We start from the raw sequence: 24,487 nt of genomic DNA, 5'->3' as shown, positions 1-24,487 counted from the left end.
CCCGAGCGAGGTGCTTGTCGAGTCGACAGCGTGTCCTGAGATCGGGAAGATCTGCACGTACACGACGGGCGATTGCGTCCTCGTGTTCGAATGCAAACTCAATGAAGGTGATCCCGACGATACTCAGAGCAGCTGCGCGGCGCGGCCGGCAGCCTGGCTCAAGACGGAGCAATCGGCGTGCGGCGGATGCTCCGGGGCCAACGCGAGCTGCGTTCCGTGCGAGGGCGCCAGCCCAGGCGAACCGTGCGATGCTGTCGGCTATGCTTGCGAGAACGACTCCGGGGGCGGCAACTGTGGTGGGGCGATGCGCTGCAAGCACGACAAGACATGGGTTGTATCAACGCTCTACCCCTGGTGCTGCATCTAGGGCACCGATCCCGTTGATCGAGCGAAAATGAGCCGCCAAGGACGCCAAGGACAAAACACAATCTTGGCGTCCTTGGCGCGCTTGGCGGTTCAAATTTCTGCTCTTTTCTGGGGCTTCAGCCCGTGTCGCTCTAGAGGGTGTGCGACTGCAGCCCCGCGGACTGCAAGGTAAAGACCTACCGCAACAAGGTAAAGACCTACCGCAACGGGTACAGAGAGGTTTGAGCCGAGCTCGCCGGCGCCGCCGCCGGGCCCGACATCGATGGCCTCCACCCTCCGCCATCGCGCCGTCACCAGCTGCGGCGGAGACGCGCCGCGCCCGCGGGCGAGCGCGGAGGGCCGCGCCGCTCGGGGGCGGCGGTGCGTCCGAGTTGCCTCGGACGCGAAATCGGATCAATCGACGCCATGGAATCAGCAGCGGCGCGGCGCGCGCCAGAGCTCGGCTCCTCGAGGCGGCCAAGCCTGAGCACGCTCCTCGGGATCGCGACATTTCTCCTCACGGGCGCGGCGATCGCCGTGATCGCCGCGCTCATGGCCGCCTCGGCGACCATGCAGCAGGCCACCGGGATCCTCGGCGACGCGATCGAGAGCGTCCGCCTGGTGCACAGCCTGCAGATCGACCTCCTCCGCGATGCACATCAGATCCACCGCGGCGCCGGGTCCGCCAGCGGCGGGCCGAGCTCCACCTTCCACGAGTGGGAGATCGAGCTAAGGGAGGGCCTTGCGGAGGCTCACCGTTACGTGAGCAGCCAGGAAGAGAGCGACGTGCTCGTCGACGCAGAGCGGCGCGTCGACGAATACCTCGTCGGGCTTCGAGCCGGCGATGCCGGCGGCTCACCCCCCTCGCCGGACGCGCCGGCGCTGGCGACCGATTCGCTTGCTTTCGACGAGGCGTTCGATGCCCTCGACCGCCTGGTCGAGATCAACCTCCAGCAGGCCCGTGCGTCCCAGGCGCTCATAGAGCGTCTGGGACGGCGCGCGACCACCGCCGGCGTCGCGGCCGTCCTCTTCTTCATCGCGGGCGCGTCCCTGGTCCTCATCAGCGCGCGGCGGCTCGTCTACGGCCCTGTCGTCGCGATCCAGGAGGCGATCGGCCGCTACGGCGCGGGGGACCGCGCCGCGCGCGCGCCGCTCGTCGGGCCGCGCGAGCTCGGGGACATCGCGCGGGCCTTCAACAGCACGGCGGAGTCGCTGGAGCGCCAGCGCGAGGCGCAGTTCGCGTTCCTCGGCGGCGTGGCGCACGACCTCAGGAACCCGCTCTCGGCGCTCCGGCTGTCGGTCGGCTTCCTCAACGACGGAGGCCCCCCGTCGGAGCCGCGCGTGCAGCGGACCATGGCGCTCGTCGGACGGCAGGTCGATCGCCTCGAGCGCATGGTCGGGGACCTCCTTGACGCGTCGCAGATCGAGGCGTGCAAGCTCGACCTCCGGGTCGAGGAGCGCGACCTGCGCGAGCTCGTGCAGGAGGCGGCCGAGCTCTACCGCCCGGTCTCGCCGGAGCACCCGATCGATCTCTCGCTCCCCGAGGCGCCGGTCCTCGTCCGCTGCGATGCGACGCGGATCCAGCAGGTGCTCAACAACCTCCTGTCGAACGCGCTCAAGTACTCTCCCGCCGGCGGCCAGATCGATGTGGCGGTCCACGGCGGCGCGGGCCGCGCCGAGATCGCGGTTCGCGACCGCGGGGTCGGGATCGAGGCGGCGGATCTGGCGCACCTCTTCGAGCCGTTCCAGCGCCTCAAGGCTTCGGCGGGCGCGATCCCGGGGACGGGCCTCGGGCTCGCGGTGGCGAAGCGCATCGTCGAGGCGCACGGCGGCCGCCTCCTCGTCGAGAGCGAGCCGGGCGCCGGCTCGGTGTTCCGGGTCGAGCTGCCGCGCGCGTCCTGATGGGAGAGGCGGTGCTCGAGGCCGCGACGCGCGGCGCGCGAAGGGCGACGCCTCCACGACGTGATCCCGCTCCGCCCGGCCGTACGCTCAGGCGCCCGTCCCCGCCGCGCGCCGCCATCGGTCGTCGCTGCGCACCACCCGCCCCTCGCGCTCCAGCTTGATCAGGTGAGCCTCGAGGCTCAGCCGCGCGAGCGGCCAGACGAGCGGCGCCGTGTCTGCGTAGACGACCGGCAAGAGCGCATCGATCGACGTGCCGCCCGCGCCGCCCTCGCTGGCCGCCTCGAGCGCCGCGATCACCAGCCGCTCCCTTCCCAGCCGGTGCGCGATGTAGCGCCGGAACAGCGCCTCCGGCGCGCCGATCGGCCCGCCGTGCGCCGGCAGCGCGACCCGCGCCCCGAGCCCCGCGAGCCGATCGAGCTGCGCGAGGTACTCCGCCATGTCGCCCTCCCGGGGATCGATCAGGATGGTCCCCTCGCCGGCGACCATGTCGCCGCAGACCAGGGCGCCCTGCGCCTCGTCGAGGAAGCAGAGGTGGTCGGGCGCGTGCCCCGGCGTGTGGAGCACCCGCAGCGCCGTCGGCTCCGGCCCGCCGAGCCGCACCACCTCCCCGTCCGCGAGGCGGCGCGCGAGCGGGACGCCCGGGAGGCGCGGGGCCGCCTCGGCGTGCCCCCAGACCGGCAAGCCGAGCTCGGCCGCGAAGAAGCGCGCGCCCCCGACGTGGTCGGCGTGGTGGTGGGTCACCGCGATCGCCACGAGCGACCGCCCCTGGGAGGCGAAGCCGCGCGCCCAGGCGAGCCACTCGCGGCGCTCGTCCTCGTACGGCGTGGCCGGCTCGACGAGCAGCACCTCGCCGCCGCCGAGCGCGTAGCTGTTCGTGTGGGTCGCGGGCGGCAGGGTCGGCGTGCGCGCGGGGAAGGCCTCCACGCCGCGCACGCCGGGCCCGACGGGCTGCGGGCGGATCACCGCTCCACGACGACCGCGAGCGCCTCGCCGCCGCCGATGCAGAGCGTGGCCAGGCCGCGCTTCGCGTTCCGGTCCTTCATGGCGAAGAGCAGCGTCGTCAGGATGCGCGCCCCGCTCGCGCCGATCGGGTGGCCGAGCGCGACCGCGCCGCCGCGGACGTTGACCTTCTGGGCGTCGAGGCCGGAGAGCTTGTTCACCGCGAGCGCCACCACCGCGAACGCCTCGTTCACCTCGAAGAGGTCGATCTGGTCCGTCGGGATGCCGAGCTTCTTCGTTGTGTTCGCGATGGCCGCGGCCGGCGCCGTCGTGAACCACTCGGGCGCCTGCGCGGCGCCGCCATAGCCGACGATCCGCGCGAGCGGCGTGAGCTTGTGCTCCTTGACGGCCCGCTCGCTCGCCAGCACGAGCGCGCTCGCGCCGTCGTTGATCGACGACGCGTTGGCCGCGGTGATCGTCCCGTCCTTCTGGAACGCGGGCTTCAGGGACGCGAACTTCTCGGGCTTGCCGGCAGGCGGGCCCTCGTCGTCCTTCACGATCACGGCGTCGCCCTTCTTCTGCGGGACGGAGACGGGCGCGATCTCCGCGGCGAAGAGCCCCTCGCGCTGGGCCGCGACAGCGCGGCGGAAGCTCTCCTTCGCGTACTCGTCCTGCGCCTCCCGCGAGAAGCCGTGCTCCCTGGCGCACGCGTCGCCCGCGGTGCCCATGTGAAAGTTGCCGTACGGATCCCACAGGCCATCGTGGATCATGCCGTCCACGAGCTTGCCGTCGCCCATGCGGTAGCCGGAGCGCGCTTGCGGGAGGTAGTAGGGCACGTTCGACATCGATTCCATGCCGCCGGCGACGACGACGTCCGCGTCGCCGAGCGCCACCGTCTTCGCGCCGAAGATGACGGCCTGGAGGCCCGAGCCGCAGACCTTGCTCACGGTGGTGGCCGGCACCTTGCTCGGGATGCCGGCGAAGATGGCGGCCTGCCGGGCCGGAGCCTGCCCGATACCGGCGGACAGGACATTGCCGAGGAACACCTCCTCGACGGCCTCCGGAGACAGCTTTGCCCGCTCGAGCGCCGCCCGGATGGCGACCTCACCCAGGCGGGGGGCGGGCAAGGGCGAGAGTGCGCCCTGGAACGCGCCGATCGGCGTCCGGGCCGCTGCGACGATGTACACGGGGACGGGCAGGGTCATGATCTCCTCCAGCAGCGCTGATGCCATTTCATTCGATGACGCCAGCCATGCGCCTTGCGAATGTGCCTTGGGTACCTCGGTTGGCCTGGGGGGGCAAGCCGGCCCCGGGGACGCTCCGCTGCCCGCGCGCTTGCCTGCGCGGTTCGTTCGGTTCGCGGGTTCACATCGATCATCGAGCGCCCCCCTGCCTCGCTCCGCCGGCCGGGCTCTTCGCGACCGGGCTGCTCGCGCTTCCCTCGAGCGCTTCCCTCGAGATCGTGTGTTCCCACCCAGCCGCCGCGCGCCGCGCCTCGCGGGGCGCGCGCCGCGGCTGTGCGCAGGCGCGCGAAACCGGGAGAGGAACGCAGTCGTCGTGCGGCCGCTCTCGGACGGAATCAAGCTCCGCCCGAGCCGGATCCGGGCTGGCCCTGAGCGCCCGCGCCCTCCAGGCCGAGGCCCCGCCGACTCGTCGCCTGGGCGCGGCGCGCGGCGCGCGGCGACGCTGGCGCGGGCCGGGGGGCGCTATGTGGTACGCCGGGGACGTCGCGTGATACCGTGCGCGCCGATGGGGAAGGGGGGCTGTCCTCCCTGCGCCCGGGCGGACAAGGAGCGAACGAGCGATGGTGAATGCAGGCGATCGTGCCCCCGATTTCTCTCTCGAAAGCGACAGCGGTAAGACGGTGGGCCTCGCGGATTTCCCTGGCAAGACGGTCGTCCTCTACTTCTACCCAAAGGACGACACCCCCGGCTGCACGCGCGAGGCCCAGGCCTTCTCCGCGGCCCTGCGCGCCTTCGCCGAGGCCGGCGCCGTCGTGCTCGGCGTCTCCCGCGACTCCGTCGAACGCCACCGGAAGTTCAGGGACAAGTACGATCTCGGGGTGACGCTCCTCAGCGATCCGGATCTCGCCGCGCACAACGCCTACGGCGTCTACGGCGAGAAGTCGATGTATGGCAAGAAGGTGATGGGCACCATCCGGAGCACGTTCATCATCGGCCCCGACCGCGCGGTGAAGCACGCCTTCAGCGCCGTGAAGGTCGACGGACACGCGGACGAGGTGCTCGCGCTCGTGCGCGGAGGCGGCGGCCGCGAGGCGCCGCCCGCGCCTGGAGCACGGGCGCCGGCGAAGAGCGCGGCCAAGGCGCCTGCGAAGAGCGCGGCCAAGGCGCCGGCGAAGAGCGCGGCCAAGGCGCCTGCGAAGACGCGATAAAAAACCGCATGAAGCGTCGGACAACGACATAGCCGACTCGCGGCGTGCGGGCTGTCGATCGCCTGATGGATGGCATCGCGAGGCCCTCCGGCGCGCGGACGGCGGGCTCGCCAAGCTGGACGGGCCCGGCGCTTCATGAAAGAATCTGTGCCGTTGCTTGCAAATCGATGAAACTACCACGACACCAGGGCTCATCTCTCGATCCGCTTCGGGGCAGGTGGAGCGATGAGCGCTGGAGCGAGGGAGCGAGGGAGCTGGATTATGATGTTGAAGCATCCGATGCTACGGACTTTTGCTTTGCTGAGCTGCCTGTCCGCGATCGCCGCGTGCGGCGATGACGAGCCGCCGCCCAAGGTGACCGAGGGCGACGGCGGCGGAGGCAGCGGGGGGGGCGGCGGCGACGGCGGCACCGGCGGCACCGGCGGCGTGCCGGTCGAGACGTGGGATCTCGACCGCAGCAAGCCGCTTTCGGACGTCGCTCCGGAGTTCACGGAGGCGGAGCACCCGCTCGCGCCGGGCGCCGTGCTGGCCGATCTCAAGGCCCCGCTCCCCACGAACGCCACCTGGATGAACTTCGCGCTCGGCCAGGGAGATCAGCGGATCAACGCCGCGCCGTACGACCTCAAGGCGGTCGGACAGGCGCTGTCGATCTCCCGGCCCGCCGTCGTGGTGGAGAGCGCGTCCGTCACCTCGGCGGACCTGACGCAGCTCGCGCTCAGCGCGCGCCAGGCCTTCTCCGGCCACACCGTCAAGTCGGCCGATCTCCTGTCGGTCACCGTGGAGTGGGCGGCGCAGGGCGGCACGATGACGGCGCCCATCGTGTACGGGATGCCGTACGTGACGGCCACGTACGACGGGCTCGCCCCGTCCGTCCGCGCCGGCGACGGCGTGGCGATCACCGAGGTCAACGGCGAGTCGACGAGCCCCACCACGGTCACGGGCGACCGATTCGAGATCTCGCTCAACAACGGCCAGACGTGGGTGCTCTATGCGTTCCCCGAGATCAGCCTCGAGTGGGACGCCCTCTCCATGACGGCGGACGAGCCGTACGAGGGTTCGCTCCGCCTCGCGCTCGTCCCCGGGCCGAACGCCGCGGCCGTGCTCGACAAGCACGCCGCCGCCATCCCGGTCGGCGGCGACATCGAGGCCTCGGTCACCGAGGACGAGGCCAGGGTGCGCTTCGTCTGGCAGACCGAGGGCGAGGGCGATCTCCTGACCATGGCGCTGCCGCACCATCTGGATCACCTCGATATGTTCAAGGCGGCGGACGTCTCGTACCCGACCGTGATCGGCCAGATGAAGGGCATCTCCGGCGCGAGCTGGGAGCTCGAGTACCCGCTCAGCACGATCGGCTGGGACGCGCCGCGCCGCGTCTCGGACGACTGGGGCATGGACATCGTCACGGCCCTCGAGGAGGACAAGGGCTTCATGCCCGACGAGGCGGTCGCCGGGACAGACCCCTATTTCGGGGGCAAGCAGATCGCGAAGCTCGCGCGCCTCGCGCAGATCGCCGAGGTGGTCGGCAAGGCGGATCTTGCGGAGGAGCTCAGGGCGCGGCTCAAGTCGCGCCTCAACCCGTGGCTCAACGGCCAGAACGACAACCCCCTCGTCTATGACACGACCTGGGGCGGCCTCGTGACGACCAACGGCCTGGCGGACCAGACCGCCGACTTCGGCCAGGCGTATTACAACGATCACCACTTCCACTACGGCTACTTCCTCTACGCGGCCGCCGTGCTGGCGAAGAGTGATGAGGCGTGGCGCGAGGAGTACGGGGACAAGGCGCTCTGGCTCGTCCGGGACATCGCGAACCCGAGCGCCAAGGACACGTTCTTCACGCCGTTCCGCAACATGGATTGGTTCAGGGGCCACTCGTGGGCGTCAGGGCTGTTCCCGTTCGCGGACGGCCGCAATCAGGAGTCGACCTCCGAGGCCGTCAACGCCTGGTACAGCATGCAGCTCCTCGGCGAGGCGCTCGAGAACGAGGACGTGAAGAACCTCGGCCGGGTGCTCCTCGCCATGGAGACGGCCTCGGCGCAGAAGTACTGGCAGGTGACCGCGGACAGCACCGTTTACCCCGAGCCGTTCAAGAACAACGGCGCCGTCGGCGTGCTCTGGTCCACGAAGGCCGACTTCGGGACGTGGTTCGGTCCCAACCCCGAGTACGTCTATGGGATCCAGCTGCTCCCGATCACGCCGATCTCGGAGTCGCTCATCTCCAAGGACTGGGTCCAGGACGCGTGGCCCGTGATCTCGGAGACCACGGAGGACGCGGAGGACCCCTGGAAAGCGTTCCTGATCGCGGCGCACGCGACCGTCGACAAGGAGGCGGCCTGGGAGGAGGCGCAGGCGCTCACCACGCTCGACGACGGCCTCAGCCGGACCGCGCTCCTCTACTGGATCGCCACGCGGCCCTGAGCCGCCCTACCTCTCCATCGAGCGCCCGGCGGCGCTGAGCCGGTCGACCTCTCAGTCGATCGGCTCGACCCGCACGTCGACCGCGAGGCGCTCCGCCCCGCCGCCCACGTAGATCGTGCCCGAGGTCGGCGTCGCGTCCACGTAGTTGCGCCCGACCGCGACGCGGATGTGATCGGTCTGCGTCAGGATCCCGTTCGTCGGGTCGAAGCCCTTCCACCCGATCTCCGGCAGGTACACCTGCACCCAGGCGTGCGACGCCTCGCTCTGCCGCTGGTTCTCGTGCTTCGGCCCCGTGTAGATGTACCCGCACACGTAGCGCGACGGCACGCCGAGCAGCCGCGTCAGGCAGATGAACAGGTTCGTGAAGTCCTGGCACACGCCGCGGCGGTTCGCGTACACGTCGAACGCCGTCGTGAACAGGTTGGTCGACCCCTGCTTGTACTCGTACTCTTCGAAGATCGACGCGTTCAGGTCGAGCAGCGTGTCGAGCAGATCGTAGCCGTTCCGCTCGACGAAGGTCATCGCGTACTCGCTGAGCTCCGCGAGCTCGCTCTCGGCCAGCTCCGGCGGCAGGAGGAACGGCTGCAGGATCTGGCGCTGCCACGGCATCCACACGAGCGGGATCGTCGACCGCGCGCGCAGCGGGCGGAAGCTCAGCGGATCGGTGTCGAGCAGCTCCACCCGCGACCTCGACTCGATGACGAGATCATGGAACGGCGTGTCGAGCAGCACCCGCCGCGCGCGGTTGCCGAAGACGTCGTCGTACTCGCGCTGCTGGCCCTCGACCGACACGTCGATCTCGTTGTGAAGCAGCGTCTGGAGCCGGTCGTGCGCAGGCGTCAGCCGCAGGAGGTGCGTGCTGCGCTCCACCGCGGTCGCGTAGTGGTACGACGTGCGGTGCACCACCTGGAAGCGGCGGATCGCCGCGTGCACGGGGCGCCGGACCGGGCGCGACGAGAGCGGCGGCGTGGACGACGACGGCTTGCGCCGGTCGGTGCGCGGGGACGCCGTGGCCCGGAGCGCCCCCTGCCGCAGCACCACGAGGTGCCCCGGCGGCACGCGCTTCCAGGTCGCCGCCCGCCCGCCCGCGTGGACCTTGAGCTCCTCCGACGAGACGATGACGCCCTTGCGGCTCTTGACCCCCCGGCGCGTGAGGTCGACCTCCAGATCGTCGTCCCCGAACGCGAGGCGCTCGTACGGCGGCAGCACCTCCCACAGGAACGCGTCCCCCTCGCGATCGCGATCCGCGTAGACCACCAGATCGCGGCCGTCGGCCAGGACCGTCGTGAGGGGGCCGTGCTCGTTCATCTCGTCGAACCAGTCGCGCAGCACCGCCGGATCGACGTCGCCGATGCTCCGGAGGTTCTCCGACGCCATCCAGCGCATGAGCTCGCACAGGATGAGCTCCGTGTCCGTCGAGCCGACCGGCTGGAAGAGCGATTTCGGATCGACCTCGATCCGGTCGACGAGGCTGCCGCTGTGCGCGAACAGCCAGTCGCGCCCGCCCCAGCTCCGGGTGAACGGCTGCGTGTTGGCGTCATTGACGCTGCCCCACGTCGCCGTGCGGATGTGCAGCACGAGCAGCGACGACTCGAGGTGCTCCCACGCCTTCACGAGCTCGCTGCGGATGCTCCCCTGCGGCGGCGCCGGCTCCTTGAGCACCGAGGCGCTCGGCTCGCCGCCGGGGTAGTAACCGATGCCCCAGCCGTCAGGCAGTTTGCGTCCGGGCTGCAGGCAGGTGAGATCGAAACATGGGGCGAGCTCGCCCTCGAACGACATCGCGAGGAGATTCGGCATGGGTACGTCGGCGACTCTGGCGGCTACTGGCTCGTGACCGTGGGGCTATTGTCGGGCGGCCCGTAACCGAGCAGCTCGCGCCCGATACCGTCGCAGATCATCGCCGTCTCGTCGACCACATGGGTGAGCGCCGCGTGGACCGCCATCGGGTCGAACGCCTCGGTGGCCCTGTCGGCCACCCACTGGTGCAGGAGCTGGAGCCGCTCGAGGCTCTCGCCGCCGGGGAGCGCCACGCTGTCCGGCGGCCGGATCTCGCAGAGGCGCGCGAACGCCGCGTGGACGCAGTGCCGGATCGAGCGCGGGAAGCGCGGCTCGTACAGGAGGAACTGGGCGACAGCCTGCTCGCTCACCTGACCCTGGTTGAGCTTCATGAACGGCTCGAACCCGGAGCAGGCGCGGAGGAGCGAGAGCCAGAGCGCCGTCTCCACGACCCGGTGCTGCCTGCGCAGCGCGCCCTGCGCCTGGGCGCTCATCTCCGACGGCGGCGGCGGCGGCAGGTGGGTCAGGGCGTGGTGGTGCACGTCGAGCGTGCGCGCGGTCTGCCCGACCCGCTCGAGCAGCACGCCGAGCCAGATGAAATCGAGCGGCGCGTCGTTGAGCATCGTGCTCTGCGTGAGCCCGAGGCAGAGCTGTGTGAGCTGGCGTACGCGCCGGTAGAAGGCGTAGCGGCTCGTCCTGAACTCCTCCCGCGCCTCGTCGCTGTTCACCCAGAGGTGGAGCTCGTTGACGGTCTCCCACACCTCGAGGCTGACGACCTCCCGGATCGACCGCGCGTTCCACCGCGCGGCCGAGATCGAGCTGCGGAGGCTCGTCGGGTTGTCCTCGTCGAAGCTCATGTAGCGCTGCACGAGCTCGCCGTCGGCCGCGGCCTCCTCGCCGTGCTCGGCCCCGAAGTGCGCCTTCTGCCCGGCCACGATGATGACCGGCAGCCAGCACTGGTGCGCCGGGATCTCGGCGTCGAGCGCGAGGTTCTGCGTGACGGCGAGGATGCGGGCCATGTTCTCGGTCCGCTCGAGGTAGCGGCCGAACCAGAAGCAGTGATCGGCGACGCGGGAGATCACGGGGCCTCCGGGGGGGCAGGTCCCGGCGCGGCGCCGGGAGGGTCGTTGTTCGCGGCGGCGGGGCTCGCGTCGGAGCCGCCGATCGAGGGCGTGCGCTGCGCGCCCTCGCCTGGGCCCTTCAGGACCCAGGTGTCCTTCGAGCCCCCGCCCTGGCTCGAGTTGACGACGTAGGAGCCCGCCACCAGGGCGACGCGCGTGAGCCCGCCGGGCAGCACCCACGCGCCGTCGCGGCCCGTCAGCACGTAGGGGCGCAGGTCGAGCCTCCTCGGGACCGCCGTCTTCGCGGTCGGGTCCCAGGTGGGGCTCGTCGAGAGCTCGACCCGGTGCTGGGCGATGTAGCGGCGCGGCGTCGCCTGGATGCGCGCCCGGAACTCGTCCCGCTGCGCGGCGGTCGACTGCGGCCCCATCAGCATGCCGTAGCCGCCGGCCTCGTCGACCGCCTTGACGACCAGCTGCTCGAGGTGGTCGAGCACGTAGCGCCGGTCGTCGTCGCGCATGCAGAGGTAGGTGGGGACCTGCTCGAGGACCGGCTCCTCGCCGAGGTAGTAGCGGATCATCTCCGGCACGAAGGGGTACACGGCCTTGTCGTCCGCCACGCCGTTGCCGGGCGCGTTCGCGAGCGCGACGTTGCCGGCGGCGTAGGCGCGCATCAGGCCGCGCACGCCGAGCAGGCTGTCGGGGCGGAATGCCTCGGGGTCGAGGAACGCCTCGTCGATGCGGCGGTAGATGACGTGGACCCGGCGCGGGCCGCGCGTCGTCCGGACGAAGACCTGGTCCTGATCGACGAACAGGTCGGGGGCCTGCACGAGCTCGAGCCCCATCGTGCGCGCGAGGAAGCTGTGCTCGAAATAGGCCGAGTTGTAGGGCCCCGGCGTGAGCACGACGGCGCTCGTGCCGCTCGGGCTCGCGGGCGACACCGAGCGCAGCGTCTCGGCGAGCCGGGCCGGGTAGTGGTCGACCCGCTGCACGCGCGCCTTGTCCAGCAGGTGCGGCAGGACGCGCTTGCTGATGAGCCGGTTCTCCAGGACGTAGGAGACGCCGGACGGCGTGCGGAGGTTGTCCTCGAGGACCCGGAAGGTCCCGGCCGGATCGCGGATGAGGTCGACGCCCGCGATGTGGATGCGCACGCCGCCCGGGGGCCGCAGGCCGTGGACCTGCTTCAGGTACTGCCCGGAGCCGAGCACGAGGTCCCGGGGGACGCGCTCCTCCTTGAGGATGCGCTGGTCCCCGTAGACGTCGTCGAGGAAGAGGCCGAGCGCGCGGACGCGCTGCTCGAGGCCCCGCTCCATGTGGGCCCAGTCCGCCGCGGAGAGCATCCGGGGGATGAGGCAGAGCGGGAAGATCTTCTCCGCGCCGCGCTGATCCGCGTAGACCGAGAAGGTGACGCCCTGGTTGAGCAGGGCGAGCTCCGCGAGCTGCTGCGCGCGCGCGAACTCGTTCGGCGCGAGCGCGCCGAGGAGCGTGGCAGTGCGCAGGAACTCGGGGCGAGGAGCGCCGTCTCGACCAAACAGCTCGTCGTAGGCGCCGGGGAGGGGAGTGTAGCCGGCGAAGAGGCCGGCACCCGGGTTCTCTAACAACACTGGAGTGAAGCTACCGCTGGACGGCCCTGGAGGTCCATGGGCCATTTGCGGTTTCTGCCGCGATGGAGGCAGTGGCGCGGGCGGCTGATCGACGCGGCCTACTCGGCGTCGAGGATTTGCCGCTCTCTGGAGCGCGTGAGCTCGTCGACCGCCGCGAGGAAGGCGTCGTAGTCGATCGGCTTGGGCAGCACCCGAGCGACACCGAGGCTCGTCGCGTCATGTTTTGAAGACGCGGATGAAACAATGACTGGTATACGGGCCGTCTTCTCGTTGTGCCGGAGCGCCGTGAGCAGGCCCCAGCCGTCCATCACCGGCATCATGATGTCGACGACGAGCAGATCCGGCGGCGCGATCTGGTCGAGCAACGCCAGCGCCTCCTCGCCGTTCGAGGCGCAGCGCACCTCGTAGCCGCCCTCGCTCTCCAGGATCATGCTCACGACCTCCTGGATGTTTGGCTCGTCGTCCACGACGACCACGAGCTTGGCGCGGCTGTTCGGCGCGCTCGATCGTGTTCGTACTTCTGCGTTGCGCCGCACCGTCCGACCTCCGAGCGTATCGACCAGCATGCCGTTCTCCCCTGCGCTCTCCGGACCCCGAATTCTCCGGATGAACGAGAGTATTCCCCACGCGCTCCGTTCCGTCGCTGCGTGGAATCCAAGATTGAAAGCTCAGGAGACTCCCGAAAGCGGTGGGGTCCGCGCGCTTGCGTCATTACGCCCGAACCACGATCGGGCGCGCGGCGCGACCGGGACATCCGCGCGCGCACGCCCGTGACACGCGCGTGTCGGGCCGCGTGGACGCGCGGGCGCGGGAAGGCTGGCCATTCCCGAATTTCCAGGACGTGCGCGCCATGCGTCCGCCGCGCGTCGTGCGTCGTCGTCGCTCGCCTGTTCCGGGATTCCTACTGTCCCGCGCTCTCCAGCTCCGCCGTCGCGTCGTGGTAGGCGCGCGTGACGTCGGATTCGTCCAGGATGCCGACGATCTTGCCCTCGGCGTCGGTGACCAGGAGCTCTCGCACCCGCAGCTCCAGCAGCACCTGGAGCGCGTGGTGCAGGTCCTCCGCTTCGCTGACCGACGCGGGGCTCGCCATCATGTCGTGCGCGATCGCGAGCCCCGAGAGCTCGGGGCTCGTCGCGGTGGCGCGCAGGATCTCGGCGTCGATGGTGCCGACGACCTTGCCGTCCTCGGCGAGCACGGGGAACGTGTCCTGCCACTCGCACGCCGCGATGCGCTCGACGACGATCGAGGCGGGGGTCCGCGCCTCGAACGACACGAACGGGCGGCTGCGGATGACGATGTCGGCGACGCGGATGCTGCGGAGCACGTCGACGATGAGCTCACCCCGGTGCGCCGGGGACTCGCGCTTGGTCGCGACCTGCGCGCGGTACAGGGTGCTGTGCCTGAGCGCCACGAAGGCGATGCCCTCGCAGAGCATGAGCGGCACGAGCAGGTCGTAGCTGCCGGCGAGCTCGCAGACCATGACGAGCGAGGCGATCGGCACGTGCGCGATCCCGCCGTAGAACGTGCCCATCCCGACGAGCGCGAACGCGCCGGGATCGATGCGCGGGTCGCCGAGGAGGAGCTCCGCCGCGCGCCCGAAGGCCCCGCCCGTGAGCGCGCCGAGCACGAGCGACGGGCCGAAGTCCCCCGCGCTGCCGCCCGAGCCGACGGTGAGCGAGGTCGCGACGATCTTCGTGGCGAGCAGCACGAGCAGGAGATGCACCGCGGTCCACCCGCTGGGCAGCCACGGGGCCCCCGTGATCGCGATCTGGGCCGCGCCATAACCCGCGCCCAGCATCCCGAACCCCTGCCCCGGCCTGTCGAAGCGCGGTCCGAGGAGCATGAGCAGCGGGGTCACGAGCGCGCCGAGCGCGAGGCCGCCGAGCGCTGGCTTCGCCCAGAGCGGCAGGCGGATCCGGTGCACCGTGTGCTCCACGGCGTGCAGCGTCCGGAGGAAGACCGTGGCCACGAGCGAGACGACGAGCGCGAGCGCGGCGTAGAGCGGGAGGTGGCTCGGGATGAACGGGTAGCGGGGCGCGTGCGCGAAGAGGGTCGACTCGCCGAAGAAGTAAATGAAGACGGAGTACGAGACGACGCTCGCGAGGATGGAGGGGATGAGCGCGTCGGCCTCGAAGTCGTCGCGGTGCAGCACCTCGACGGCGAGGAGCGCGGCCCCGAGCGGCGTCCGGAACACGGCCGCCATGCCCGCGGCCGCGCCGGCGATGAGCAGGATCCGCCGCTCGCGCGTGTCCACCCGGAGGGCGCGCCCGATGATCGAGCCGATCGCGCCGCCGATCTGCATCGTCGGCCCCTCGCGCCCGCCGGCGCCGCCGCAGCCGAGCGTGAAGATGGAGGCGAGCGCCTTCACCACCGGGACGCGGCGGCGGAAGTTGCCGTCCAGGTGGTGGAACGCCCGGATGAAGGCGTCGCCGCCGCCGCCGCGGGTCTCGGGCGCGAGCTTCGTCGTGAGCACCCCGCCGACGAGGGCGCCGAACGCCGGCAGGACGAGGACGAGCCAGGGCCGGAACGCCCCGATGTGCGCGCTCGAGAGCACCGCCTCGCCCTTGGCGCGGAGCGGCTCGTAGCCGGTGACCGCGATGAAGAGCTCGTGTTCGGCGAGCTCGAGGGCGGCGAAGAACAGCGAGCCGGCGATGCCGGCCGTGACGCCGACGAGGATCGCGTGGAGCAGCACCCGACCGACGAGCTGGAACGGGATCAGCCCCCGCGCGCGGGGCATCGGCGTGCGCGCCGCCCCCGTGCGGCTGGGGCGTGATGGGGAGTACTCGCGGGACGACATCATGATCTCGTGGCCCCAGGGCCTCCCCCCCTCGAGCGATGGGCCTGGCAGGAGCGGTAGCTTCCCTGATCTTCGGCGGGTTGCCGCCTGAAATCGCCGCCAGGATCGCCGTCCCCGGAGGCGCCCTCGCGGTGCCGGCCTCCGCTCGGTCTCCGCTCGGTCTTCGCTCGGTCTCCGCTCGGTCTTCGCTCGGCTTCCGCTCGGGCCTCCCGCGCTCCATGAGCGAGGAAGGAAGCCTGGCGCGGGCGCGGCATCCGGACCCGCCCGAGCCTGGACGAGGTGGAGTCATGACGACCGATCGGAGCACCGTCGAGTACGGCACCCTCATCACCGGAGACGCGAGCGTCACGATGGGCGACGCGGCCGTCCAGACGACGGACGAGAGCGTCCGCACGACCGCCGAGACCGTGGTCACGCCCGTCGTGGCGCTCGAGCTGGCCGCCGAGATCCTGGCGAGCTCGCTCGGCCCGTTGATCGACGAGGATTACGTGCAGGGCAAGACCCGGTTCCGGGACGTGCTCTGCGACCGGATCGACATCTCGCAGCTCGAGGCGGAGGAGCTTGTCGACGATATGGAGCGGTCGGGGCGGATCCGTTTCATCGGCGTGGCAGAGGGGCGGGGGTGGCACATCCAGCAGGGAGCGGGGGTGCGTTGATCGCCGCTGTCTCGCGCGGAAAGACGGGCTCGCCGGTGGTGCCTGACGAAACAATTCCCTTGCCGGCGTACTCGACTCGTGGCCTACGCTGAGGCGCCTATGGAGGACGGTACGAAGCCGCGCAAGGCCGTGGTCCCGAACGCTCCGCCCGCTCCGCTCGTGATCGTGGCCGGTTGTCCTGCCGAGCTCGTCGCCGTGTGCCGGGAGGCGGGGGCCCGGCTCGGGGTGACGGTGCGCGAGTGCGATCTGCGCTCGCTCCGGGCGGCGAGCGCGGCGTCGCAGCTGTACGCCGTGATCGTGGGGGAGGAGCTGTACCGGTTCGATCGGGAGGTGTTCGACGCGATCACCCGTCAGGCGCCGGCGTCGCTCGTGCGCGTCGATCGCCGGGAAGCGGACGACGAGTCGGCGCGGCGGCTGCTCGTCGATGCCGTCTTCGAGTCGGCGGCGATCGAGCCGAGCAGCGGGATCCGGTCCATCCTGACGTGAAGCGGCGCGGCGCGGCGGCGCACGGCCGCCGCCGGCGGCTGCGTCAGGGCTTGCGCTTCATGCCGGGGAGGGTGGCCTTCTCGGGCGGCGGCTCGAGGTACTCGATCTGCTCCGCGGACAGGATGCCGTACTTCGGGTTGGCCGCCGCGCCGCCGGTCGACTTCGTGAACGTCACGCCGTAGGTGCCGGTGACCTTGACCTTCGCGCCGACGGCCGGGATCGGGTTCGGCAGCTCCTGGCCCCAGAACTCGTCCGTGAGCTTCGCCTCGCCCTCCTTGCCGCGCGGCGCTTTGTCGATCGCCTCGATCATGCTGTAGATCTGCGCGAAGTTCGAGGCCCAGCCCATGACCTCGATCATGTCCTTCGTCTCGCCCTTCTCGTCGGCGATCGCGAAGCTCGGGACCGGCGCCTTGCAGTCCGGCGGGTCACCCTTGCCCGTCTTGTGCACGGCACAGGCGGGGGCCTCGGCGAGGTTCGTCTTGACGATGTAGCCGACGATCGAGAGCTTCTTGCCGTTCACGTCCTCGAAGTGGACGCGGCTCCGGAGGTCGTGCGTGACGCCCCAGACCGTGTAAGCGTCGCCCTGCTTCTTGTTCTTCGCGGGCAGCGTCGGCACCGCGGGCAGGGTCGCTTTGCGGCCGCTGAAGGCGGGCTTTGCCTGGTAGGGCTGCTCGTCCGTTCCGCACCCTGAAGTGCCCGCGACGAGGAGGATAGCGGCGAGGAGGGTTCGACCGAATCGGGCGTTCATGGCATCTCCAAGGTCAGCGTGACGGGCACCTCCAGCAGGAAAGATCCAGCGCTGGAATAGCCCTCGGACAGCGGTGCGCCGCGTGCGGGTCAGGCGCCTCTCGCATGCGCGCGCGGCGGCGGAAACGGCTAACACGGCCGCGAGTCGATCGTAAAGAGAAACGGAGACGTCCCCCTCTCTTCATCGAGCCTCGTCGCGCATCGGCGCGTCGCGGCGGAGGGCCGCGCGGCAGCGCGCCGATGCGGAGGGCGGGCGGAGGGCGGTAGAGCGCGACGGGCCGCTGCCGGCGCCGCCCGATCGCGGGGGCAGGAGGGCGCGAGAGGCGGGCTCGGCGAGGCGCGCGCGCGACCCGCCCGGGCTCCGCCCGGCGCCGCCAGGCCGGGTTGCGCGGGGCTCCGCGGCGTTCTCCCGGTCCCGGGGTTGCCTCGAATACGCGAAGGACGTGTTTCCGCTCTTCGCGATGGCAACATCGATCGAGTACCCTCTCCGTCCCATGCGCGAGACCTCCCTGCGCGCCGCTTTCGAAGCGTCGAAGGTTTTGGTGATGATCCTTGCTGGCGGCGAGGGCCGCCGGCTCGGCCCGCTGACGCACGACCGGGCGAAGCCGGCCGTGCCGTTCGGCGGCCGCTACCGGATCATCGACATCGTCCTCTCGAACTTCGTCAACTCCGGCCTCCACCGCATCAAGATCCTCACGCAGTACAAGAGCGCGTCGCTAGACGAGCACATCGCCCGGGCTTGGCGCCTCTCGCCGATGCTCGACAGCTTCATCGAGACCGTCCCTGCGCAGCAGCGCACGGGCAAGAGCTGGTTCAAGGGGTCGGCGGACGCCGTCTACCAGACCCAGCACGTCATCACGGACGAGTCGCCCGAGCACCTCTGCATCTTCGGCGGCGACCACGTCTACAAGATGGACGTGCGCCAGATGCTGCACGATCACCTGTCGCGCGACGCGGAGGTGACCGTCGCCGCCATCCCGGTGACGAAGGAAGAGGCCCGGGCCTTCGGCGTCATCGAGTGCGACGAGTCGGGGCGCATCATCGCCTTCCACGAGAAGGTGCAGGATCCGCCGAGCATGCCCGGCAGGCCGGGCATGTGCCTCGCCTCGATGGGCAACTACATCTTCAAGACGAAGGCGCTGCTCGACGTCCTCGAGCACGACGCGGCGACCGAGGACAGCGCGCACGACTTCGGGCGCGACATCATCCCGCGCATGGTCCAGAGCGGCAGCCGCGTCTACGTCTACGATTTCCACGAGAACCGCGTCCCCGGCGAGGACGAGGGCGCGGGGTACTGGCGCGACATCGGGACGATCGACGCGTACTGGGCGGCCCAGATGGATCTCGTGAGCATCCAGCCGGCGTTCAATTTCTACAACCCGCGCTGGCCGATCCGGACCGGGATCAGCCACGACCCGCCCGCCAAGTTCGTCTTCCGCGACGAGGCGAACGCGCGCGTCGGCATCGCCACGGACAGCCTGGTCTCGCTCGGGTGCATCATCTCCGGCGGCAGGATCCACCGGAGCGTGCTCTCGAACCGGGTCCGCGTGAACTCCTTCAGCCACATCGAGGAGTGCGTGCTGTTCGAGGACGTCAAGATCGGGCGCCACGTCAAGCTCCGCCGCTGCATCATCGACAAGGACGTCGAGATCCCCGCCGGCGCCGAGATCGGCTTCAACCTCGAGGAGGACCGCAAGAAGTGGTTCGTCAGCGAGGGCGGGATCGTCGTGATCCCGAAGCGCGCCAAGATCGACTCTCCGTAATGCGCCTGACCAGGGCCCCGCGCGGCGCCGTCCGGGGGGCCGGCGCGTAACTCTCCTGAATTGCATGTAAAATTTCGATCGCAGCGCGTGGCGATCGCCGCGCGCTCGCCGGCCGGGCCGCGCGGTCCTGCCGCGTCCGCGGGGACGGGCCTGGGCGCCCCCCATGGAACGGGCGTCCCTGCTACGTTGGGTGTGCGATGCCGCGCACGATCATCATCGGTGACGTTCACGGCTGCCGGGACGAGCTGGCGCGGCTGATCGAGCACGTGGGCCTCGTATCGGGCGATCGGGTCGTCATGGTCGGCGATCTGATCGTGCGCGGGCCTGATCCGTGCGGAACGCTCGATCTGCTCCGGGAGGTCGGCGCGATCTCGGTGCGGGGCAACCACGAGGATCGGCTGCTCCGCTGGCGTGCCGGGCGGAGCGATCCTCGCGGCGAGCCGCTGGGGGAGCTCTCGAAGGAGACCGCGCAGCAGCTGCGCAAGCGGGACTGGGCGTGGCTCGAGACGCTGCCGTACTGGCTGGATCTGCCGGAGCACGGGCTCCGTGTGGTCCATGCAGGGTTGATCCCCGGGCTGCCGATCGAGCGACAGGATCCGCACACGTTGATGTACGTGCGCTGCCTCGGCCGCTACGGCGAGCCGGTCGAGCGCCGCGGCGGCAAGACGCTGTGGGGCCAGACGTACCAGGGCCCGCCGCACGTGGTGTTCGGCCACAACGCGCGGAGCGAGCCGCAGATGCACGCGTGGGCGACCGGGATCGACACGGGCGCGGTCTACGGGGGGCGCTTGACCGCGATGGTGCTCCACGACGGCGAGCGCGTCCCGCCGCCGGCGGCGCGCTCCGAGGTGCTCGTCTCGGTCCCGGCGCGGCGCCGCTACGTGGGGCGTTAAAAATGCTCCGCGTCTTCCAGCGGTTCCGCGCGATCGGCCGCGCCTCTCTGCTGGAATTTCGTTAGGCTCCCGTCCGCGCCGCGGCCGCTCTCCAGGCCGGCGGCCCGTCACGGAGCAAGCCAGGTGGAGCCTCGATACCCGTTCGTTGCAGTCGATGTCCCCGAGCCGGAGGCCGACGAGATCGGCGCCCTGCTCTTCGAGCTGGGCGCCAGCGGCGTCGAGCAGCGCGACGAGCAGACCCTCGTCCGCGGCGCGCGCTCGGGCCAGGTGACGCTCGTCGCCAGCTTCGAGGATCACGGCGAGGCGATGGAGGCCATCGCGGCGCTCGGGGAGCAGTCGCCGCCGCTCGCCGCGCGGCTCGAGGAGGTGGTGGGCGACGCCTGGCGCGACGCGTGGAAGGAGCACTTCGCGCCGTTCGCGCTGACGCCCACGATCACGGTCGTGCCGCCGTGGGCGGAGCGCGCGCCCGAGCGCGAGGGCGAGCGGGTGCTCCTGCTCGAGCCGGGCAGGGCGTTCGGCACGGGGCTCCACGCGACGACGGCGCTCGTGGCGGAGCTGCTCGACGAGCACGCGGCGGAGCTCCGCGGCCGCGAGATCCTCGACGTGGGCACGGGCAGCGGCATCCTCGCGCTCGTCGCGCTGCTGCTCGGCGCGGAGCGGGCGGTCGCGATCGACAACGACGAGGACGTGATCGAGGTGGTGCTCGAGAACGCGGCGCGCAACGGCCTCGAGGGCCGCATCGAGGCGAGCGCCGGCGTGGTCGAGGCGGTGACGCGGCGGTTCCCGTGGGTCGTCGCGAACATCGAGGCGCGGGTGCTGCGGCCCTTGGCGCCGGAGCTCGCGCGCGTGCTCGAGCCGGGCGGCTGGCTGATCCTGTCGGGTATCCTCGAGAGCGAGCGCGACGATCTGATCGCGCGGTACACGTCGCTTCCGCGCCCGCTCGAGCACGTCGCGACCCGGCCGGATCCCGCGTCGCCGGGCGGCGATCGCAGGGCGGGGCGGGGCGACGCGGGCGGCGAGGGCTGGGTGGCGATCCTGTTCCGCGCGCCGGGCGGCGCGGCGTCCTCGCCGGGATGAGCGGCCCGGGGCTCTTGCGGGTGCCGCTCGGCGCGATCGCGGCCGGCGTGATCGCGCTGCCGCCCGAGGCGGCGAGCTACGTCGTGCGGGTGCACCGCCTCCGCGAGGGGGATCGGTTCGTCGTGTTCGATCCGGAGCTCGGCGTCGAGGCGGAGGCCACGCTCGAGTCGATCGGCCGCCGCGGGGCGGAGGCGCGCATCGACGCGCCCCGCCCGGCCGCGCTGCGGCCCGGCCGGCGCGTCACGTGGATCCAGGCCGTGGGCAAGGGCGACAAGATGGACGCGGTGGTGCGCGACGCGACCGAGCTCGGTGCGACGCGGATCATCCCGGCGATCTCGGCGCGGAGCGTGGCGCGACCCGCGGAGGAAAAGAGCCAGCGCTGGCGCCGGATCGCGATCGAGGCGGCGCGGCAGTGCGGCCGCGGGGACGCGCCCCGGGTGGAGGCGCCGATGAGCCTCGCGGCGGCGCTCGCCGAGGCGGGGGCGGCGCCGTCGACCGAGGGCGGCGCGCTGGGGATGTGCCTGGATCCCTACGCCGAGACGCCGCTCGGCGCGCGGCTGGCCGCGCTGTCGCCGGGCATGGAGGCGGCGTTCGCGGTCGGGCCGGAGGGCGGGTTCACGCCGGAGGAGCTCGGCATGTGCGCCGCGCTCGGGTTCGAGCGGGTGCGCCTCGGCGCGCTGACGCTGCGCACGGAGACGGTGTGCGCGGCGGCGCTCGGGGCGCTGATCGCGGTGAGCGACGCGCGCGCGGGGTGATGGGGCGGCGGACGGCGAGCGGCGCGCTGGCCAGCGCTGGTCGCAGCGCAAGCGGCTCGTCGCCGCGAGGTGCGGCGCGGTGGATCGCGGCGTTGCTCGGCGCGCTCGCGGTCGCGCTCTGCGCGTGCAGCAACACGGCAGACGCTCCGAGGAGCGCGCGCGCGCCGGTGGGCGACGGGGCCGCGCTCGGTCCAGCGCAGCCCGGCCTCGTGGCTGCAGCGCCGATCCCGATCGTCGCCGCCGCCCCGACCGCATCGCCTGAGCCGGCGCCGTGGCCTCGAGCGCGCCCGCCGCACGTCGAGACGGACTGGTGCATCGATGGCGTCGACGCGCTCGACGAGGAGACCTGCTACGTCCTGCCCGACGCGCCGACCCGGACGCTGCTGCTCTACTTCCACGGCATCGTCCCGCCGGGGAAGGAGAGCCAGCAGAAGACCAACTTCGAGACGGTCGTGTCCCGCGCCGCACGGCGCGCGGGCGCCGCCGCGCTGATGCCGCGCGGCAAGGTCGGCCTCGCGCCGAAGGGCTACGCGAGCTGGCGGGGCTGGCCGACGGGCGGGCGGGCGTACGACGAGCACGCAGCTTCGTTCGTCGCGGTGTTCGCGGAGAAGCGGAGGAGGCTCGAGGAGATCGCCGGCGCGTCGTTCTCGCGGGTGTATGTCGCCGGCTCGTCGTCGGGCGCGTACTTCGCCGCGGCGCTCGCGCTGCGCGGCGGGATCGACGCCGACGGGTTCGGCGCGATGTCCGGCGGGGGAGGCCGCGCGACGCCCGAGCTCGCGACGCTCGCGCCGAGGCCGTTCTACATCGGCTTCGGCGCCCACGACACGGTGGGCGCCTCGGCCCGCGCCCTCGCGGGCGTCCTCCGCGGCGCGGGCTGGCCCGTGCGCGTCGCCGAGCACCCGGTCGGCCACGGCGCGAAGGAGGTGTACCTGGACGAGGCGTTCGCCTTCTGGCGCGAGCACGAGGCGCGCTGATTCCGCGCGTCGGAACTAGATCCCGAGCGTGTCCTCGCCCCACGACAGCCCGCCATCGAGGTGCTCCGGCGATGCCGTCTCTGACCCCGAAACGTAGGTCACGGTCGTGCGCGCCAAGGAGCGCCGCGGCACGGTCGTGCGAGGGAGATCACTCGCCGCGACCGAGGAAGTCCATCAGCCAGGTCATTGCCGGCCGCATCGTGCCGTCCGGGTGCAGGAGGCCCGTGCGGTCCCTCCAGGTGGACCCGACGACGTAGCCCCAGAGGGTGATGCCCTTCACGGCGCTGTGGTTGTAGAACATCGTGAACTGCTCCTCCATCACCCTGCGCTGCTCGTCGTCGTCCGCGAGGTCGATGTCGTACTCGGTGATGTACACGGGCAGGCCCGTGGCGGCGAGCCTGTCGATGTAGCCCTTCACGGTGCTTGTGTCGATCTTGTACGCGTCGTGGGCCTCCGCGCCGAGGGCGTCGATCGGGGCGCCCGCCTCCAGCGCCGCCTTCACGATCTCGACGAAGTGGTTGTGATCGCTCTCGTACTCGATGTTGTTGTAGTCGTTGAGGATCAAGGTCGCGTCCGGGCAGAACTCGCGAGCCCATTTGAAGGAGTTGACGATCCAGTCATAGCCGCTCTCGCCGCCGCCTCCGATGGCGTTCATGAAGGGAGGCACGGTGTGGGGCGGCGGCTCGTTGACGACGACGATGTACTTCGTGTCGGGGTACCGCTCGCAGAACGCCTGCATCCAGTCCCTCACGGCCTGCCGCTGCTCCTCCGCGGGGAGGCTCGTGAGCCACGCCGCCTGCGTGGCACCCCACACGAAGCTGTGCTGCATGAAGGGGATGTCGTTGTCCTGCGCGTACTCGTAGATCGCGTCGAGCCTGCTCCACTCTCGAACACCGCGGGTCCTCTCGACAGAGGGCCACTTGCCCTCATTCTCGGGCGCGATCTGGTTCCAGTGCTGGATGAAGCCGTCGCGCACCTGGCCGTCCGTCGTGATGTTGCCGACGAACTTGCCGGTGCTGCCGCCCGAGCCACCCGACCCGTCGCTGGAACCGCCGGCCCCGGAGCTGCTCGGTCCAGCGCCTCCGGCGCCTCCGTTGCCGCCGTCGCCGGAGCCGCCCGTACCAGATCCCAGAGCGCCCGTGCTGCCCGTGGCGGCTCCGCCGGCGCCCGTTGCGCCGGCGCTGGCGCCATGGCCCCCCGCTCCCGTCGTGCCGCCCGCGCTCGACGAGCCGCTCGGGCCATCGTCAGCCTTGTCCACCTTGCCAGAGCAGCCGGAGAGGGCCGCGATCCCGAGCGCGATCGAGGTCGTGCCGCACAGCCATCGAGAAGAACGGTTCTTGTTCATGCCAACCACCCGCAAGCTGAAGGATCGTGACCGGTGACTCCCGGAGCGGGAAAGCCGAGGTGAGCAGCGCGAGGTAGAGAGCATGCGCCCGGCGCCACGCACGCCCGACAGACCGGCCCCTGGAGTCCCCGTTGCCCCTCGGATTTATCACGACCCGTGCGGTGGGGCGATCCTCCGGCACGACGACGGGTCCCTCGACATCACGCGCTCCTCGTCGCCGCGCCGCGATCGCAGCAGCTCCCGTCCACCTTGCAGGCAGGACCACACCCCGAGGCATCGCTCCTCTTGAACCACCTTCGGGCGGCCATCACGCCGAGAGCGACGACGAACACGCTCCCGCCCACCAGGAACTCGGAGCCGGGGCGGAACACCGACGAGAGCGTGGCGATGGCGCCGCTGCCGAGGCCTGCGGCGGCGAGCAGCGGGATGGCGCAGCAGACAGCGCAGCCGATGAAGGCGGCCACGCCCGCGAGGCGGAGGTGGCGCTTCGAGAGGATGGGCTCTGACGTGTGGACCGTGGGCGTGCTCATTCGGGGGCTCCTTTGGGCGGCTCACCGCGA

Annotated in this window: 20 protein-coding genes; 10 read left to right on the top strand and 10 right to left on the bottom strand. The window is 71.3% G+C overall.

What is annotated here, in order from left to right:
* The first annotated feature begins 771 nt into the window (after window positions 1-771).
* Window positions 772-2,247: a sensor histidine kinase gene (locus WMF34_RS36175; RefSeq protein WP_044966643.1), complete on the top strand. Its 1,476-nt coding sequence runs from the start codon at window positions 772-774 to the stop codon at window positions 2,245-2,247.
* A gap of 87 nt (window positions 2,248-2,334) precedes the next feature.
* Here WMF34_RS36175 and WMF34_RS36170 read toward each other — a convergent pair whose 3' ends face one another.
* Together WMF34_RS36170 and WMF34_RS36165 are read right to left on the bottom strand one after the other, a co-directional pair.
* The gene (locus WMF34_RS36170) at window positions 2,335-3,210 is read right to left on the bottom strand and encodes an MBL fold metallo-hydrolase (protein ID WP_437990690.1); all 876 of its coding nucleotides are present in this window, start codon (window positions 3,208-3,210) and stop codon (window positions 2,335-2,337) included.
* The gene (locus WMF34_RS36165; protein ID WP_012239713.1) at window positions 3,207-4,391 is read right to left on the bottom strand and encodes an acetyl-CoA C-acyltransferase; all 1,185 of its coding nucleotides are present in this window, start codon (window positions 4,389-4,391) and stop codon (window positions 3,207-3,209) included. The genes WMF34_RS36170 and WMF34_RS36165 overlap by 4 nt, the downstream gene beginning before the upstream one ends.
* A gap of 599 nt (window positions 4,392-4,990) precedes the next feature.
* On the opposite strand from WMF34_RS36165, the gene WMF34_RS36160 reads away from it, so the two are divergent.
* Together WMF34_RS36160 and WMF34_RS36155 are read left to right on the top strand one after the other, a co-directional pair.
* A complete protein-coding gene (locus WMF34_RS36160; RefSeq protein ID WP_012239712.1) occupies window positions 4,991-5,578 on the top strand; it encodes a peroxiredoxin in 588 nt (195 codons plus the stop codon).
* Between the two features lie 279 nt (window positions 5,579-5,857).
* Window positions 5,858-7,996, top strand: coding sequence for a glycosyl hydrolase (locus WMF34_RS36155; protein WP_437990689.1), 2,139 nt, complete (start codon window positions 5,858-5,860; stop codon window positions 7,994-7,996).
* Between the two features lie 51 nt (window positions 7,997-8,047).
* Here the strand turns inward: WMF34_RS36155 and WMF34_RS36150 are convergent, their stop codons facing one another.
* The 5 genes from WMF34_RS36150 to WMF34_RS36130 form a co-directional block, all read right to left on the bottom strand.
* The gene (locus WMF34_RS36150; protein WP_012239710.1) at window positions 8,048-9,793 is read right to left on the bottom strand and encodes a class II glutamine amidotransferase; all 1,746 of its coding nucleotides are present in this window, start codon (window positions 9,791-9,793) and stop codon (window positions 8,048-8,050) included.
* A 23-nt stretch (window positions 9,794-9,816) separates the two neighbouring features.
* Complete coding sequence (locus WMF34_RS36145; RefSeq protein ID WP_012239709.1) at window positions 9,817-10,854, bottom strand: alpha-E domain-containing protein; 1,038 nt, start codon at window positions 10,852-10,854, stop codon at window positions 9,817-9,819.
* Entirely contained in the window at window positions 10,851-12,479 is a 1,629-nt protein-coding gene (locus WMF34_RS36140; protein ID WP_012239708.1) for a circularly permuted type 2 ATP-grasp protein, read from the bottom strand. The genes WMF34_RS36145 and WMF34_RS36140 overlap by 4 nt, the downstream gene beginning before the upstream one ends.
* A 53-nt stretch (window positions 12,480-12,532) precedes the next feature.
* Window positions 12,533-13,000, bottom strand: a complete 468-nt coding sequence (locus tag WMF34_RS36135; protein ID WP_012239707.1) for a response regulator — start codon at window positions 12,998-13,000, stop codon at window positions 12,533-12,535.
* 335 nt (window positions 13,001-13,335) lie between these two features.
* On the bottom strand, window positions 13,336-15,234 hold the full coding sequence (locus tag WMF34_RS36130; RefSeq protein ID WP_231864429.1) for a chloride channel protein: 1,899 nt from the start codon (window positions 15,232-15,234) through the stop codon (window positions 13,336-13,338).
* A 284-nt stretch (window positions 15,235-15,518) separates the two neighbouring features.
* On the opposite strand from WMF34_RS36130, the gene WMF34_RS36125 reads away from it, so the two are divergent.
* Window positions 15,519-15,887, top strand: a complete 369-nt coding sequence (locus WMF34_RS36125; RefSeq protein ID WP_012239705.1) for a hypothetical protein — start codon at window positions 15,519-15,521, stop codon at window positions 15,885-15,887.
* 99 nt (window positions 15,888-15,986) lie between these two features.
* The gene (locus tag WMF34_RS36120) at window positions 15,987-16,373 is read left to right on the top strand and encodes a hypothetical protein (RefSeq protein WP_012239704.1); all 387 of its coding nucleotides are present in this window, start codon (window positions 15,987-15,989) and stop codon (window positions 16,371-16,373) included.
* Window positions 16,374-16,416: 43 nt separating this feature from the next.
* Here the strand turns inward: WMF34_RS36120 and WMF34_RS36115 are convergent, their stop codons facing one another.
* Complete coding sequence (locus WMF34_RS36115) at window positions 16,417-17,121, bottom strand: hypothetical protein (RefSeq protein ID WP_012239703.1); 705 nt, start codon at window positions 17,119-17,121, stop codon at window positions 16,417-16,419.
* A 493-nt stretch (window positions 17,122-17,614) separates the two neighbouring features.
* Here WMF34_RS36115 and glgC point away from each other — a divergent pair, with 493 nt between their 5' ends.
* From glgC to WMF34_RS36090, 5 genes are all read left to right on the top strand, one after another.
* Entirely contained in the window at window positions 17,615-18,883 is a 1,269-nt protein-coding gene (gene glgC / locus WMF34_RS36110; protein WP_044966636.1) for a glucose-1-phosphate adenylyltransferase, read from the top strand.
* Window positions 18,884-19,080: 197 nt separating this feature from the next.
* Window positions 19,081-19,776, top strand: coding sequence for a metallophosphoesterase (locus WMF34_RS36105; protein WP_012239701.1), 696 nt, complete (start codon window positions 19,081-19,083; stop codon window positions 19,774-19,776).
* A gap of 123 nt (window positions 19,777-19,899) precedes the next feature.
* Window positions 19,900-20,853, top strand: coding sequence for a 50S ribosomal protein L11 methyltransferase (locus tag WMF34_RS36100; RefSeq protein ID WP_012239700.1), 954 nt, complete (start codon window positions 19,900-19,902; stop codon window positions 20,851-20,853).
* A complete protein-coding gene (locus tag WMF34_RS36095; RefSeq protein ID WP_012239699.1) occupies window positions 20,850-21,608 on the top strand; it encodes an RsmE family RNA methyltransferase in 759 nt (252 codons plus the stop codon). The genes WMF34_RS36100 and WMF34_RS36095 overlap by 4 nt, the downstream gene beginning before the upstream one ends.
* 92 nt (window positions 21,609-21,700) lie before the next feature.
* Window positions 21,701-22,582, top strand: coding sequence for an alpha/beta hydrolase (locus tag WMF34_RS36090; protein ID WP_437990688.1), 882 nt, complete (start codon window positions 21,701-21,703; stop codon window positions 22,580-22,582).
* A gap of 148 nt (window positions 22,583-22,730) precedes the next feature.
* On the opposite strand, the gene WMF34_RS36085 is transcribed toward WMF34_RS36090, so the two are convergent.
* Entirely contained in the window at window positions 22,731-23,927 is a 1,197-nt protein-coding gene (locus WMF34_RS36085; RefSeq protein WP_012239697.1) for an endo-1,4-beta-xylanase, read from the bottom strand.
* Between the two features lie 200 nt (window positions 23,928-24,127).
* Window positions 24,128-24,457 (bottom strand): hypothetical protein, encoded by a 330-nt coding sequence (locus WMF34_RS36080; protein WP_012239696.1) that lies wholly within the window; start codon window positions 24,455-24,457, stop codon window positions 24,128-24,130.
* Window positions 24,458-24,487: the final 30 nt, after the last annotated feature.

It is taken from the genome of Sorangium sp. So ce145, from assembly GCF_051525985.1.
Lineage (GTDB): Bacteria > Myxococcota_A > Polyangia > Polyangiales > Polyangiaceae > Sorangium > Sorangium cellulosum_B.
The sequence above is the reverse complement of the archived record's forward strand: the minus strand, read 5'-3'. Positions and strand labels throughout refer to the sequence as shown.